At 65.9% G+C, this 13,290-nt stretch carries 13 protein-coding genes and 1 pseudogene; 11 read left to right on the top strand and 3 right to left on the bottom strand.

The window, feature by feature from the left end; genetic code table 11:
- Position 1: 1 nt before the first annotated feature.
- The 11 genes from Mlute_RS06455 to Mlute_RS06505 are packed head-to-tail and all read left to right on the top strand — an operon-like array spanning position 2 to position 11,370.
- Positions 2-1,036 (top strand): UDP-N-acetylglucosamine--N-acetylmuramyl-(pentapeptide) pyrophosphoryl-undecaprenol N-acetylglucosamine transferase, encoded by a 1,035-nt coding sequence (locus Mlute_RS06455; protein ID WP_119359931.1) that lies wholly within the window; start codon positions 2-4, stop codon positions 1,034-1,036.
- The gene (gene murC / locus Mlute_RS06460) at positions 1,033-2,406 is read left to right on the top strand and encodes a UDP-N-acetylmuramate--L-alanine ligase (protein ID WP_119359918.1); all 1,374 of its coding nucleotides are present in this window, start codon (positions 1,033-1,035) and stop codon (positions 2,404-2,406) included. The genes Mlute_RS06455 and murC overlap by 4 nt, the downstream gene beginning before the upstream one ends.
- Entirely contained in the window at positions 2,403-3,236 is an 834-nt protein-coding gene (locus Mlute_RS06465) for a UDP-N-acetylmuramate dehydrogenase (RefSeq protein ID WP_119359919.1), read from the top strand. Before murC ends, Mlute_RS06465 begins: the two co-directional genes overlap by 4 nt.
- Positions 3,233-3,886: a cell division protein FtsQ/DivIB gene (locus Mlute_RS06470; protein ID WP_119359920.1), complete on the top strand. Its 654-nt coding sequence runs from the start codon at positions 3,233-3,235 to the stop codon at positions 3,884-3,886. Before Mlute_RS06465 ends, Mlute_RS06470 begins: the two co-directional genes overlap by 4 nt.
- Positions 3,883-5,145: a cell division protein FtsA gene (ftsA, locus tag Mlute_RS06475; protein WP_119359921.1), complete on the top strand. Its 1,263-nt coding sequence runs from the start codon at positions 3,883-3,885 to the stop codon at positions 5,143-5,145. Before Mlute_RS06470 ends, ftsA begins: the two co-directional genes overlap by 4 nt.
- 10 nt (positions 5,146-5,155) lie before the next feature.
- Entirely contained in the window at positions 5,156-6,220 is a 1,065-nt protein-coding gene (ftsZ, locus tag Mlute_RS06480; RefSeq protein WP_119359922.1) for a cell division protein FtsZ, read from the top strand.
- A gap of 35 nt (positions 6,221-6,255) precedes the next feature.
- Positions 6,256-6,750, top strand: a complete 495-nt coding sequence (gene ruvC / locus Mlute_RS06485) for a crossover junction endodeoxyribonuclease RuvC (RefSeq protein ID WP_119359923.1) — start codon at positions 6,256-6,258, stop codon at positions 6,748-6,750.
- Between the two features lie 27 nt (positions 6,751-6,777).
- Positions 6,778-8,151: a TetR family transcriptional regulator gene (locus Mlute_RS06490; protein WP_119359924.1), complete on the top strand. Its 1,374-nt coding sequence runs from the start codon at positions 6,778-6,780 to the stop codon at positions 8,149-8,151.
- Positions 8,152-8,161: 10 nt separating this feature from the next.
- On the top strand, positions 8,162-8,722 hold the full coding sequence (locus Mlute_RS06495; RefSeq protein ID WP_119359925.1) for a lipoprotein: 561 nt from the start codon (positions 8,162-8,164) through the stop codon (positions 8,720-8,722).
- A gap of 53 nt (positions 8,723-8,775) precedes the next feature.
- Positions 8,776-9,078 carry an ATP-dependent Clp protease adapter ClpS gene (gene clpS, locus Mlute_RS06500; protein WP_119359926.1) on the top strand — a complete coding sequence of 101 codons (303 nt, stop codon included), beginning with the start codon at positions 8,776-8,778 and terminating at the stop codon, positions 9,076-9,078.
- Positions 9,079-9,132: 54 nt separating this feature from the next.
- Positions 9,133-11,370 (top strand): AAA family ATPase, encoded by a 2,238-nt coding sequence (locus Mlute_RS06505; protein WP_119359927.1) that lies wholly within the window; start codon positions 9,133-9,135, stop codon positions 11,368-11,370.
- Here the strand turns inward: Mlute_RS06505 and infC are convergent.
- From infC to Mlute_RS06520, 3 genes and pseudogenes are all read right to left on the bottom strand, one after another.
- Positions 11,363-11,917, bottom strand: coding sequence for a translation initiation factor IF-3 (gene infC / locus Mlute_RS06510; protein WP_119359928.1), 555 nt, complete (start codon positions 11,915-11,917; stop codon positions 11,363-11,365). The genes Mlute_RS06505 and infC overlap by 8 nt on opposite strands.
- 79 nt (positions 11,918-11,996) lie before the next feature.
- Positions 11,997-12,968 (bottom strand): ABC transporter ATP-binding protein, encoded by a 972-nt coding sequence (locus Mlute_RS06515; protein ID WP_119359929.1) that lies wholly within the window; start codon positions 12,966-12,968, stop codon positions 11,997-11,999.
- A gap of 16 nt (positions 12,969-12,984) precedes the next feature.
- Positions 12,985-13,290 (bottom strand): annotated as a pseudogene (locus Mlute_RS06520) (ABC transporter permease); the annotation flags it as partial.

Raw genomic sequence — 13,290 nt, forward strand, 5'->3', positions numbered from 1 at the left:
CCTGGTGGTGGTGACCGGGGGCGGCACCGGCGGCCACCTGTATCCGGGGCTGGCTGCCGCCCAGGCTCTGCTGGAGGCGGGTTTGGCGGTGGTCTACGTGGGGGCGCTGGGCGGTCTGGAGGAGCGGATTCTTCCCAAAAGCGGCCTGCCCTACCGCCTCATCCCCGCCGGCAAGCTCAGCCGCGAGGCCCTGCAACCCCAAGAGGCCCTAAAGCTCCTACGGGGCCTCAAGGCTGCCCAGCAGACCCTGAGGGAGCTGAGGCCTAAGGCGGTCCTCAGCATGGGCGGGTACGCGGGCTTCCCGGCGGCTTTCGTGGCGGCCTTGAGGGGAATACCCCTGGTGGTTCACGAGCAAAACGCCAAGCTAGGGCTGGCCAACCAGGCACTTGCCCGGCTGGCCCGGCGGCTCGCCCTGGCCACCCCCCTAGCCCTACCCCCCTCTTTGGCCGCCAAGGCCCAGGTGGTGGGCTACCCAGTGCGGGAGGAGGCCCATTCCGCGGAAGAGGCTCGAGCCCGGCTGGGCCTGGACCCCCACCGCCCCACCCTCCTGGTGCTGGGGGGCAGCCAGGGAAGCCAGGAGCTCAACCGGGAGCTCCCCGAGCGGCTCTATCCGCTCCTTTCCCACTGGCAGGTGCTGCACCAGTGCGGCCCCCGTTGGGAGGCGGAGATGAAGGCCAGAGAAAGGCCCCATTACCACATCCGGGGCTATGTGGAAGCCCCCTTGGCCTGGAGCGCAGCCGACCTGGCCATCACCCGCTGCGGGGCCGGGACCCTGGCCGAGGCCGCCTTTCACCAGGTGCCGGTGCTGGGGGTGCCCCTGCCCCGCCACCTGGATGGAGGGGCCCAGTGGGCCAATGTGGGCTTCTATGCCGAGCGCGGGGCGGCCCGAAGGCTTTCCTCCTGGACGGAGTTTGAGCGGGAGCTGGAAGCCCTTCTGGAGCCTTCCACACGGGCTCAAATCCGAGCTAAACTCAAGGGGTTATCTTCCGCCGGAGCCGCTCAGCGGCTGGCCCAAGCGGTGCTGGAGGTGGTGTGAGGCACTATCATCTGATGGGGATTGGGGGAATTGGCATGAGCGGGCTGGCCCGCCTTCTGCGCAAGGACGGCCACCAGGTAAGCGGCTGTGACCAACACAGCTCTGAACTCACCCAGGCCCTAGAGCGGGAGGGAATTCGGGTCTACCAGGGGCATAGCCCCGCCCACCTAGAAGGGGTGGACATCCTGGTGGCCTCTACCGCCATCCCCGAGGACGAGGCCGAGCTAAGCGCTGCTCGAGCCCTGGGCCTTCCGGTCTGGCGGCGGATTCAGGTGGTGGCCGAAATCCTAAAGGGGGGCTTCAGCCTGGGGGTAACCGGCTCCCACGGCAAGACCAGCACCACCGCCATGCTCTACAGCGTCTTCCAAGCTGCCCAGACCGACCCCACGGTTCTGCTGGGCGCGGAGTACGGCCCCCTGGGCGGCAGCGTCCGGGCCGGGCAAGGCCGCTACCGCATCGCCGAGATAGATGAGTCCGACCCCCTTTTCCGCTTTCTAAGCCTAGACATAGCGGTGATTACCAACCTGGAAGCCGACCACGTCTCCCCGGATGGGAAAGCCCGGCCCAACTACCACACCTCCTTTGAGGCCCTCCGGGAGGCCATGCGCGCCTTCGCCAGCCGGGCCGGGCACGTGGTCCACAGCGGGGACCCCCGCTGGGGCCTGCTGGAGGAGCTCACCCGGGACCTCCCCAGAAGCCGCTTCGGCCTGACCAAAGGCGAATGCCGCGCCCAAGAGGTCGTCCTGGAGGCCTTCGGCAGCCGCTTCACCCTAGTCTGGCAGGGCCGGCCCCTAGGCCAGGTGCGCCTCCAGGTGCCCGGCGAGCACAACATCGCCAACGCCTTGGCCGCAGCCTGCGCGGCGCTGGTGGCCGGGCTGCCCTTTGAGGCGGTACAGGAAGGGTTGGCCCGGTACACCGGGGCTGCCCGTCGCTTTGAACGCCTAGGGGAGCTCAACGGCGCCCTCATCGTGGACGACTACGCCCACAACGCTACCAAGCTTCAGGCCCTCCTGCAGGCTGCCCGCCATACCGGCTTGCGGGTACGGGCCGTCTTCCAGCCCCATCGCTATGGCCGCAGCGAACGGGAGTGGCCCCTGTACGCGCAGGCCCTGGAGCTGGCCGATGAGGCGCTGGTCTTGGACGTCTACAGCGCAGGGGAGACCCCCCTACAGCTCAGCAGCGCCCAAATTGCGGAAAACATCGTGGCCCACCTAGAGGCCCGGGGGAAAAGAGCCCGCTACTGTGGCTGGGACGAGGCCCTAGGTTACCTGCGCAAAAGCGCCGCCCCTGGCCAGCTCATCCTAACGATTGGGGCTGGGAATGTGTCCAGGCTAGGGCGGCTGCTCGCGGCGGAGAAGGAGGCGGTATGAGGGTGGAACGGCTGCCCATGGCCCGGCTCACCACCCTGGGGGTGGGGGGGGAGGCTGAGGTCTGGACGGTGGAGACCCTGGACGACCTGAAGCGGGCCACCGAGGCCCCCTACCGCGTGCTGGGCAACGGCTCTAACCTGCTGGTGGCCGACGAGGGGGTAGCCGAGCGGGTGATCCGGCTGGGTGGGGAGTTTGCCCTTTGGAACCCCAACCTCTCGGGCTGGGTGGGGGCCGGGGTGATGGTGCCCAGCCTGGTGCAGGCCGCGGCCCGGCTGGGGCTGTCAGGGCTGGAGGGCCTCTATGGGGTCCCGGCCCAGGTGGGGGGGGCGGTCAAGATGAACGCGGGCACCCGCTTTGGGGAGATGAGCGAGGCCCTCGCGGAGGTGGAAATCTTCCACGACGGCGGCCTGCACATCTACCGGCCCCACGAGCTCGGCTTTACCTACCGAGGCTCCCGGCTGCCCGAGGGAGGCATTGTGACCCGGGTCAGGCTCGAGCTAAAGCCGTCCTCCCCCGAAGTGGTGCAGGCGCGGATCGCCCAGGTGGACGCAGCCCGAAAGGGCCAGCCCAAGCGGAAAAGCGCAGGGTGCGCCTTCAAAAACCCCCCGGGCGACTCGGCTGGGCGGCTGATTGACGCCGCAGGCCTGAAGGGCACCACCATAGGACGGGCTATGATCAGCCACGAGCACGGCAACTTCCTCGTCAACCTGGGCGGGGCCACCGCAGCCGAGATGTACGCCCTCATCAAAAAAGTGCAGGCGGTGCTGCCGCTGGAGGTGGAGTGGGAGATATGGGGGGAGATTGAACCCCAAGCGGAGGTGGTGCCATGAGGGAGAGCGGCGGGCGCGGCCTCCCAACCCTCACCCGGGTGTTGCTCCTGCTTTTGTTGCTGGCCTCCTTGGCCACTGGTTCCCAGGTGGTCCTGCCGGTAGAGGAGGTGGAGGTAGTGGGCAACCAACAGCTTTCCCCTGATTACATTCGGCAAGTGACCGGCCTCGAGGTAGGCTCACCCTGGCTCTGGGCCTGGCCCTACCGGCTTCAGCCCCTGCTGCAAAACCCCTGGGTCAGGACAGCCCAGCTCGAGCGCCCAGCAATTAGGCGGCTGCGCATCGTACTGGAGGAGCGAAAATCCATCGCCAACCTGCGACTGGGGCCAGAGCTCTACGGGCTGAGCGCCGACGGGGTGCTCCTACCCGGGGCCCCTCGACAGGCCCCGCTTCTGGTGGGCCAGGGGCAGCCTCCCCTTGCCGACCTGGTGCTGCTGGTGCAGACTTTTCCCCAGGCCGAGCGGATTCGTTACGGCGTGGGGGGGTACCAGGTGGAGAAGGGGAATTTAAGAGTATGGGGCAGGACCGTCAGGGAGTTGCAAGATTGGGCCAAAGCCAGCAGAATAGGCCCAAGTGCCGCCATCAACCCTCTTAGGCCGCCTGACGCCGGACGCATCTACGTGTATTCTTGGGGGGTGAGTGCTCGCCGATGATTCTGGTAGGCTTGGACGTCGGAACCACCAAAGTAACCGCGGTCATCGGTGAACTCTCGCCGGACGGCATCCTGGATGTTATCGGCGAGGGAACCGTGCCTTCCCAGGGCCTGCGGCGGGGGGTGGTGACCAACCTCGAGCGCACCACCGAGTCCATCCGCCAGGCCATTTTTCAGGCCGAGCGGGTGGCCGGGGTCAAGGCCGAGCGGGTCTGGGTGGGCGTGGCCGGGGCCCACGTGCGCAGCGTGACCAGCCACGGCCTGGCGGCCATCCGCCGTGGGCAGCAGATTACCCCAGCAGACGTGGAGCGGGCCATTGAGCAGGCCAAGGCCTACCCCTTTGAGGGGGACTACGAGCTCATCCACGCCCTGCCCCTGGACTTCCGGGTGGACGGCCAGGAGGGCATCCGGGACCCCATCGGCATGGCCGGGGTGCGTCTAGAGGTGGACGTGCACCTAGTCGCTGGGGGCAAAGGCCCCCTCACCAACCTGCGCAAGGCGGTGGAGAACGCCGGGCTCGAGGTGGAGGGCCTGGTGCTGCAGGCCTACGCCTCAGGGCTGGCGGTGCTCTCCCCCGAGGAGCTTTCCATGACCGTGATGCTGGTGGACATTGGCGGGGGCACCACCGACGTGGCGGTCTTCCGGCAGGGGCGCCTGGCCCACTCCGCGGTAATCCCCTTGGGGGGCGACCATGTTTCTCAGGACATCGCCAAGTTGCTGCAAATCCCCGTGGAAGAGGCCGAACGGGTGGCCAAAAAATACGGCGCGGCCCTACCGGAGCTGGCCGATCCAGAGCTGGTGTTGGAGGTCAGCCAGGAGGGCACCACCCAAATCTCCTACCAAGCCCCCGAGCTGGCCCGCATCATCCGCCCGCGCTTGAGGGAAATCCTGCACCTAGCCCGCCAAAGCGTGGACGAGGCTTTGGGCCCTCTAGAAATTACCGTAGGCAAGGTCATCCTCACCGGAGGGGGTAGCATGGTGCGGGGCCTAGAGGAGCTAGCCCGCAAGCAGTTCAACTTGCCGGTGCGGATGGGCAAGCCTCTAGGGGTGCAGGGGCTTACCGATGTGGTGGCCGCCCCTACCCACGCCACCGCGGTAGGCCTCGTGCGACACGCCGCCAGTCTGGCCCTGCAAACCCCCTCCGCGCGCGGCCTGCGGCCTGCCCGAAAACCTTCTCCAGGAAAACCCCAGCCCGGCTCGGAGGGGGCTGCCAGCGGGCTCTGGGAGCGGATTAAGGGCATGTTCAAGAATTTCTTTTGAAGGAGCTTTTATGGGTGAGGTTCGGATTAAGGTAATCGGGCTCGGCGGCGCGGGCAACAACGCGGTCAACCGCATGATTGAGTCGGGCCTTAGCGGGGTCGAGTTCATCGCCGCCAACACCGACGCCCAGGTGCTCTCGGCCAGCCTGGCCGAAACGCGTATCCAGCTTGGTGAGAAGCTCACCCGGGGCTTGGGCGCGGGGGCCAACCCCGAGATCGGCGAAAAGGCCGCCCAGGAGGCCGAGGAGTTGATCGGGGAGTACCTGGAGGGCGCCGACATGGTCTTCATCACCGCCGGAATGGGCGGCGGCACAGGAACCGGGAGCGCCCCGGTGGTGGCCCGCATCGCTAGGAGCCTGGGTGCTCTGACCCTGGGGGTAGTCACCCGGCCCTTTAGCTGGGAAGGCCCACGCCGCACGCGGGCCGCCGAGGAGGGCATCAAGCGGCTTCGTGAACACGTGGATGCTATGGTGGTCATCTCCAACGACCGCCTGCTCTCTGCCCTGGACAAAAAGGTTTCCGCCAAGGACGCCTTTATGATCGCCGACCGGGTGCTCTACCACGGGGTCAAGGGCATCACCGACGTCATCAACCTCCCGGGCCAGATCAACCTAGACTTCGCCGATGTGCGCACCCTGCTCAAAGACGCCGGACAGGTTCTGATGGGCATCGGGGCCGGACGCGGCGAGAACAAGGTGCAGGAAGCCGCCCGCTCGGCGGTCCAAAGCCCTCTTCTGGACCGCTCGGTGGAAGGGGCCCACAAGCTGCTCATCAACGTGGTCGGCGACGAGGACATCTCCTTGATGGAAGCCAGCCAGGTGGTCGAGCTGATTCGCGAGGCCACCGGCGTGGAGGATGTGGACGTGCTCTACGGCCTGACCTACGACAACCGGGCTCAGGACGAGATGCGGGTGATCCTGATCGCCACCGGCTTCCACGAGAGCACCGTCACGGCCGGCTCCAGAGGCCGCAGCCTCATAGACTTCCCCGCCACGGGGGTGGACCTCAGCAATTTTGAGATTCCCGCCTTCATTCGCTACGGGGATGGGGACTACCCGCCTAAGCGGGGCAACTGAGGAAGCCCAGGGAAAGCGAGGGACCGGCCAGAGCAATGATCGTGCTCGGCATTGACCCTGGCATCACCAACCTGGGCCTGGGCGTGGTGGAACAAAGAGGCCAGCGCTACCGCATGCTCCACGGCCAGGTCGTCCAGACCGCGCATGGCCAGCCTGCGCCCGAACGGGTGGGCACGCTCTACCGGGCTGTATATGAGGCTGCCCAACTCTACCGCCCTCAAGCCATTGCGGTAGAGGAACAGTTTTTCTACCGGCAAAACGAGCTGGCCTACAAGGTGGGCTGGGCCATGGGGGCGGTGTTTTTGGTCGCTGACCAGATGTCTATACCGGTCTATGGCTACGGCCCACCCCAGGTCAAGCAGGCCCTGGTGGGGAACGGGCGGGCCGACAAGCAGCAGATCGCTTACATGGTGCGGGCGCTCCTAGGCCTTCCCTCCCTGCCCAAGCCCACCCACCTGGCCGACGCCCTGGCCATTGCCCTGGCCCACTGCTTCCACCAACCCTTGTGTGCAAATAAACCTCTACGCTGAGTGCTAGGCCTTACAATTTCGGATGCTATGCGCCGACGTTGGTTCGCATTCTTAGTGTTGCTGAGCGGTTTAGCTTTTGCGCAAGGGGTGCGCAGCCTGGGAATGGCCGGGCTGGTGCTCCCCGGACCGGGGGCAGCCCACCTAAACCCGGGCTACGCCGCCTACCCCGCAGGGGTGTACGGGGAGGAGAGCGGGTTTCAGCTACCCCTGGGCCTGCTGGGCATCCTCCTACGGCCTGAGAGCAACCCCATCCCCATCCTTCGGAACCCCCAAAGCCTCTCCGACCCCAACAACCCCTTTGACTTTCTAAGCCTTTACGACCAGCTAACCCACCTCAACAGCTTTCTGATTAACCCCGCTTCCTCCAACGCCTTCATCAACCCCAGCACCGGCTACCCTGAGATTCAAATTCACGTAGAGGCCGGAAGCATCAGGGTTACGGACTACCAGGGCCGGCCCCTCAACCTCGAGCTCGGCTTCGGTAGCCCCAGCGGGGTAGGCTCGAGCAAGGCCCTGACCCCTGCCTCCCTCTTCCGCATCCCCTTGCTGCGCGAGAACAACCTGTACCTCGAGCTGGGCACCTACGCAGGTGGCTTCGGTCTTGGCCTCTCCCCCAATGCCGCACTGCGCCAGGCCCTGGCGGGGGGCAGTCTCCAGCCCAACACCGAGTATGCCGTAACCCTAAACGGCAGCGGCCAGTCGGGAGTGAGCCTGAGCTTTGGCTACGCCACCCGGTTGCCCGAGCTGCCGGTTCCTGAGCTGGGCAGGGTCCGCCTGTACGCAGGTGGCCGCGGGGAGGGGTTCTACGGCCTGGCCTACGTGGAGAGCAACCTGAGCATCGGCCTTCAGACCGACGCCCAGGGACAGATTGACCCCAACCAACCCCCCATCTACCGCGGAAACATCTTCTACACCTACCCGGGCAACGGGAGCGGCTTTGGTCTGCGGGCCGACCTAGGGGTGGTGGCCGAGTCCCAGGGGGTTACCGTGGGCCTTGGCATCCGAAACCTGTTGGGCTTCGCTCGCTGGAGCGGAACCGAGCTGGCCTGGAACGGCAGCTCCAACCCCACCTCGGCCCAGGCCGAGCGCAGCAGCTTCGGCTTCGTACCGGCCTTCTTCCTAAACGCCGCCACCAAGGTACCCCTGGAAACAGGCCAGCTTATCCTGGGGGGCGACCTGGGCTACGAGACCCATCTTTACGGCCACATCGGTGGGGAGTACGCCCTAGGGCCGGGCCGCTTCCGGGCTGGGCTGGGCTTTGACGACGGACTCCGTGTCGGTCTAGGGGCAGGGGTGGTGGGCCCCGGCTTTAGCCTAGACGCCGCCCTGACCACCCACCGCGCCCCCATTGTGGGCCACACCGTCTTTGGCATCGCCATGAGCCTGGGCCTGAACTTCTGAAGGGAGAGCCATGCGCAAACTTGTCCTACCCCTCCTTACTCTGCTGGTCCTGGCGGGCTGCAGCGCAGCTACCCGCTACAACATAAACGTCAACGTGCTCAGCTTCGTACCCGCGAGCCAGCGCACCCTCAGCATCCCAGCCGGCTCCGGCACTTTCTTCTTCCCTGGCTCCAACTTTGAGGGCCAGGTGGTCTCGGTTCCCACCACCATGGACGTCGTTGAGCGGGCTCAAATCGTGTTGCGGGCCAGCGTGACAAATACCGGCAGCACCGACTTCAATGGCAACTTTGTGCTGCGTCTAGCCCCTGCGAGCGACACCAACCTGGTGGACAACAACGGGGGTGACCTGGGGATAGGCAATACCAACCTGACCATACCCCCGGGGCAAACCCAGACCCTAACCATTGACCTAACCCTAAGCGCCAACCAGAACCAAGCCGCCTTCAACATTGTTAAAAGCGGCAACTTCAGAATAGGGGTGCAGGTAGGCGCCACCAGCAGCGGTGGAACCCTAACCTTCAGCGAGGCCCGGGTGGCGATCACCGGCCGTCCCTTCGCCTTCTTCAAGTAGGTCCCAACCCAGACCGCGGGCCCTTCGGGGCCCCCTTTGCTACACTTAATGGTGTGAGTGCGACCGCCACCAAAACCCGTCCCTCGTCCAAGGTGGCCCCCCGTACCCCGCCTTTGTACAAGGTGCTCCTCTTGAACGACGACTATACTCCCATGGACTTTGTGGTGGAGGTGCTCATGCGCTACTTCCGGAAAAGCCAGGCCGAGGCGGTCCGAATCATGCTCCAGGTACACCACGCCGGGGTGGGGGTGGCAGGGGTCTATCCCTTTGAAATTGCCGAGACCAAGGTCAACCAGGTAAGAGCTGCCGCCCAGCGGGAAGGGCACCCTTTGCAGTGCACCCTGGAACCCGAGTAAGCGGTGGATTTCCGCACATTCAAGGGATTGGCCCCTGCTAGACTTTAGGTGCGGATGGGAACCCCTCTCACCCCCAGCCTAGAGAGCTCCATCCGGCGTGCGCTGGAGCTGGCCCTCGAGCGCCAGCACGAGTACGCCGGGCTTGAACATCTCCTCCTGGCCTTGCTGGACGATCCTGACGCCAAGCGGGTACTCCTGAGCGTGGGGGTTGACCTGGATCACCTGCGGATGATGTTGCTGGAGTCTCTCCGGCAGTTTGAGAGCATCCCCGGGGCCCAGCCCGAACCCACCACTGCCTTCCAGCGGGTCATCCAGCGAGCGGTGCTGCAGATGCACTCCGCCGGGCGCGACCAGGCCAACGGGGCCAATGTGCTGGTAGCCCTTATGGACGAGCGGCAGTCGGCAGCCTGCGCGCTCCTGGAACAGATGGGCGTGTCCCGGCTTGACCTAACCTCAGCCATTGCTCGAGGCGCCCTTCCCCGGGGCACCCAACCCAGCACAGAGCCGGTGCAGGTAGGCGAGGCCGGCCCCGAGGTAGCCCAGAACCCCCTCGAGGCCTACTGCACCAACCTCACCGAGCAAGCCCGGCAGGGCCGGCTTGACCCCCTAATCGGGCGCCGGGCTGAGCTGGAACGCATGCTCACTGTTCTTTCCCGGCGGCAAAAGAACAACCCCCTCCTGGTGGGCGACCCTGGAGTGGGCAAGACCGCCTTGGTAGAGGGCCTGGCCCAGCTCATTGTGGGGCAGGGCGAAAGGGACCTACCCCTCCCCGAGCGGCTGAGGGGTGCAGAGGTCTACGCCCTGGACATGGGCAGCCTGCTCGCCGGCACCCGCTACCGAGGCGACTTTGAGGAGCGGGTCAAGGCGGTGATGAAGGCTTTGGAGGAGCACCCCAACGCCATCCTATTCATTGATGAAATTCACACCATCGTGGGGGCCGGCTCCACCACCGGCTCGGTGGTGGACGCCAGCAACCTGCTGAAACCCGCTCTGACCGGCCGGTTGCGCTGTATAGGGGCCACCACCTTCGCCGAGTACAAGCACTTTGAGAAGGACCGGGCCATCGCCCGGCGTTTCCAGAAAATCGACATCCTAGAGCCTTCCCACGACGACGCGGTGCGGATTTTGGAGGGGCTTAGGCCCAGGCTCGAGGCCCACCACCGCCTCCGCTACACTCATAGGGCCATCCAGCGGGCGGTGGAGCTGGCCGCCCGACACCTAACCGAGCGCCGCCTACCCGACTCCGCCCTGGACGTGCTGGACGAGGCCGGAGCGGCTCAGGCCCTCCTTCCCCCCCAAAAGCGCAAGCAGCGCATCGGAGCCGCCGAGGTAGAGGCCACCGTGGCCCGCATGGCCCGCATCCCTCCCAAGAACCTGAGCCGGGACGACGAGGCGGTGCTCGCCAACCTGGAACAGGAGCTAAAGTCGGCCGTGTTCGGACAGGACAAGGCCGTAGAGGAAGTGGCCAGCGCCATCAAGCTGGCCCGCGCCGGGCTGCGTGATCCTCAAAAGCCCATTGGCTGCTACCTCTTCGCCGGGCCCACCGGGGTCGGTAAGACCGAGCTGGCCCGCCAGCTCGCGGCCTCCTTGGGGGTACCTCTACTCCGCTTCGACATGTCCGAGTACATGGAGAAGCACTCGGTATCCAGGCTCATCGGTGCCCCTCCAGGTTACGTGGGTTTTGACCAGGGCGGCCTGCTCACCGACGCGGTGCTACAAAACCCCCACTGCGTGCTGCTGCTAGACGAGATAGAAAAGGCCCACCCCGACCTCTACGCCATCCTGTTGCAGGTCATGGACTACGGCAAGCTCACCGACCACAACGGCAAGGCCGTGGATTTCCGCAGCGTGTTGCTCATCATGACCACCAACGCGGGGGCTGCCGAGGCCAGCGAGCGGCGGGTGGGGTTTCTGGGCGGCACCCGGCAGGAGGCCAGCGAAGAGGCCCTAAAACGCACCTTCACGCCGGAGTTTCGCAACCGGCTGGATGCCATCGTGCACTTTAACCCGCTTTCCCCCGCAGTGATGCGCCAGATTGTGGGCAAGTTTCTGAGGCAGCTTGAGGTCCAACTCGAGGAGCGGGGGGTGCAGCTTTCCGTTGCCCCCGAGGCGGTAGCCTGGCTGGCCGAGAGGGGCTACGACCCCTTGCTGGGGGCCCGCCCCCTGGCCCGGCTCATCCAGGAAACCCTAAAAAAGCCCCTGGCCAACCTGCTGCTCTTCGGCCCCCTAAAGCGCGGAGGCCGCCTCACGGTTGAATTCAAAGAAGGGCAGATTGCCCTGGAGGTTAGCTAGGGCTCCCGGCAGGGCTGGCCGGGGTGATAGGCGCCGAGGGCTTGGAGCCTGGGGCCATGACCATGTTCATATCCCGCCCCATAAGCTCGGGGCGCATCTCCACAAAGCCTATCCCCTCCAGGTCTTTAGCGATGCGCTCCAAAAGCCGGTAGCCCAGCTCCTGATGGGCTAGCTCACGGCCCCGAAACATGATGGTGACCTTGACCTTGTGGCCCTCTTCCAAAAAGCGCCGGATGTGAGAGAGCTTGGTGTTGTAGTCGTGGGCCTCAATCTTGGGCCGCAGCTTCATGCTCTTTAGCTCGGTGCGCTTGGCCTTCTTTCGGGCCTCCTTTTCAGCTTGCTGCTGCTCGTAGCGCCACTTGCCGTAGTCCAGCAGCCGGGCCACCGGGGGCACCGAGTTGGGAGAAACCAGCACCAAGTCGTACTCCCGCTCTCGGGCCAACCGCAGGGCCTCCCGGGTGTCCACCACCCCGATTTGCACACCGTTTTCATCAATCAGGCGAACCTGACGCACCCGAATTCGTTCGTTCACCGGTACATCTTTGATAGCTTCACCTCCGCAGGCTTAGGCCTACGCCCTGAGTCTACACAAAAAGCCCAGCCAGCCGCAACGCCACCGGAGGGCCTTAGCGGGGGAAGACCCGAAGCGGGCCGAGCGGCGCCAGGCGAACCTCCTGGCCTGGCCGGGCCTCGAGCTTGACCACCGCCTCGCCCCATGCTAGACGCACCCGGCAAAGCCGCTCCCCCCGGCCGCCGTAGCTGGCCTGGACCCGGGCCAAAAGCCCCGCAGGACTGGGCACCAGCTCCTCGTAGCGGAAGGCCAGGAAACCCTGGCCCTCCCGCAGCCCCTCCACCGGCCAGGCCACCCCATCCCAGCGCACCTGCCCCCCACACACCTCCACGGGCAGCAGGTTGAGCCGCCCAAAGGCCCGGGCCGCCGCCAGGCTGCTGGGCCGCGCGTAGACCTCCGCGGGAGGCCCCTCCTGCACAATGCGCCCCCCCTCCATAACCGCGACCCGGTCGGCCACTGCCAAGGCCTCGTCGGGGTCATGGGTCACGTGCAGGGCACTCACCCCTTCAGCCTGCAGCAGCGCAGCCACCTCGAGCCGGAGCTCTTCCCGAAGCACGGGGTCTAGGGCCGAGTAGGGCTCGTCCAGCAGTAGAAGCCGCGGTTTCGCCGCCAGGGCTCGAGCCAACGCCACCCGCTGCTTCTGGCCCCCAGAGAGCTGGTGCGGCCTGCGCCCCTCCAGCCCCGAAAGCCCCACCCGCTCCAGCAAGGCCAGGGCCTCCTCCTTGCGGGGCTCCTTCATGACCAGAAGAAGGTGCTCCAGCGCCGTGAGGTGGGGCCAAAGGGCGTGGTCCTGAAAGACATAGGCCAGCCCGCGCCGCTCCGGAGCTAGGCTGGTCAGGTCCTCCCCCTCCAGCAGAATCCGCCCCGAGTCGGGGGTCAGCAAGCCCGCCACCAGGTTCAATAGGGTGGTCTTACCGGATCCCGAGGCCCCCAGGAGGGCCATAATTTGACCCCGCTCCAACTCCAGGGAAACCTGATAGACCCCCGCCTTGCCAAAGCTTTTGGTGAGACCCTCTATCCGCAGCATTTCCTACTCCACGCACTCAGGCCATCACCCCCCTGCGCGGCAGCAACAAAATCAGGAGGGAGAGAATCATCAGCAAAAGCCCTATGGCCGCCGCTTCCCGGAAAAGCCCCCCATTCAAGGCGGAGAGCACCGCCACCCCCAGGGTCTCGGCCCCAGGCGCGTAAAGAAGGGCCGAGAGGGTCAGCTCGGCCAAGGCTAAAGGCATTACCAAGAACACCCCGGCAGCCAGGTAGGGCCAAAGCAGGGGGTAGCCTATTCGGAACCAGGCCCGGCCCAGGCCTAGGCCAAAAAGCCGCCCCACCCCCACCAGGCGTTCTACCCC

The sequence above is a fragment of the Meiothermus luteus genome (assembly GCF_003574085.1).
In the GTDB taxonomy this organism is placed as follows: Bacteria; Deinococcota; Deinococci; order Deinococcales; family Thermaceae; genus Meiothermus; species Meiothermus luteus.

Coding starts and splice junctions, on each gene's coding strand:
- Mlute_RS06465 (WP_119359919.1), top strand. CDS start 2,403: ATGAGGGTGGAACGGCTGCCCATGGCCCGGCTCACCACCCTGGGGGTG.
- Mlute_RS06470 (WP_119359920.1), top strand. CDS start 3,233: ATGAGGGAGAGCGGCGGGCGCGGCCTCCCAACCCTCACCCGGGTGTTG.
- ftsA (WP_119359921.1), top strand. CDS start 3,883: ATGATTCTGGTAGGCTTGGACGTCGGAACCACCAAAGTAACCGCGGTC.
- ftsZ (WP_119359922.1), top strand. CDS start 5,156: ATGGGTGAGGTTCGGATTAAGGTAATCGGGCTCGGCGGCGCGGGCAAC.
- ruvC (WP_119359923.1), top strand. CDS start 6,256: ATGATCGTGCTCGGCATTGACCCTGGCATCACCAACCTGGGCCTGGGC.
- Mlute_RS06490 (WP_119359924.1), top strand. CDS start 6,778: ATGCGCCGACGTTGGTTCGCATTCTTAGTGTTGCTGAGCGGTTTAGCT.
- Mlute_RS06495 (WP_119359925.1), top strand. CDS start 8,162: ATGCGCAAACTTGTCCTACCCCTCCTTACTCTGCTGGTCCTGGCGGGC.
- Mlute_RS06505 (WP_119359927.1), top strand. CDS start 9,133: ATGGGAACCCCTCTCACCCCCAGCCTAGAGAGCTCCATCCGGCGTGCG.
- Mlute_RS06515 (WP_119359929.1), bottom strand. CDS start 12,968: ATGCTGCGGATAGAGGGTCTCACCAAAAGCTTTGGCAAGGCGGGGGTC.